The organism is Candidatus Pelagibacter communis (assembly GCF_001180185.1).
Lineage (GTDB): Bacteria > Pseudomonadota > Alphaproteobacteria > Pelagibacterales > Pelagibacteraceae > Pelagibacter > Pelagibacter ubique_F.
The window spans coordinates 1-706 of record NZ_CVSS01000042.1; the positions used below are offsets into that span (position 1 = coordinate 1).

General features: G+C 31.3%; 1 pseudogene. It reads left to right on the forward strand.

Annotation, left to right across the window (positions count from 1 at the left end):
• Positions 1-53: 53 nt before the first annotated feature.
• Positions 54-706, forward strand: a pseudogene (locus tag AMN95_RS02790) (cryptochrome/photolyase family protein); the annotation flags it as partial.

Genomic DNA, 706 nt, shown 5'->3' on the forward strand with positions numbered 1-706 from the left:
ACAACTCAGGTTAACATAGTTATTTGAAAAAGGAAAAAATTGTTTAATTATATAAAATTAAAGAATATGGCACAGCAAGAGATTATCCTTCTGTAGAAGGTACATCCAAACTATCTCCATATATAAAACATGGACAAATACATGTGAGCACAATTTGGAAAAAATGTAACGAAATTAAATCTAAAGGCATTGGTTACAGAAAATATATTAATGAACTAGGTTGGCGTGAGTTTTCTCACAGTTTGATTAATTATTTTCCTGAGTTCTTAAAAGGAAATTACAGAAAAGAATTTGATAAATTTCCTTGGGTAAAAAACGAAAAATTTTTGAAAGCATGGAAATCAGGAATGACTGGTTATCCGATTGTGGATGCTGGTATGAGAGAATTATATGAAACTGGTTGGATGCATAACAGAATAAGAATGGTTGTTGGTTCTTTTCTAGTCAAACATCTAAGAATTAATTGGATCGAAGGTGAAAAACATTTTAGAAATTGTTTACTTGATTTTAATAAAGCCAATAATGTGGCCCAGTGGCAATGGGTTGCGGGTTGTGGAGCAGATGCAGCTCCTTATTTTAGAATTTTTAATCCTATTCTACAGGGTGAAAAATTTGACAAAGAAGGAAAATATGTAAAAAAATGGATTCCAGAACTAAGCAAAGTTCCACAAAAATTTATCCACAAACCTTGGGAAATGGAAATGAA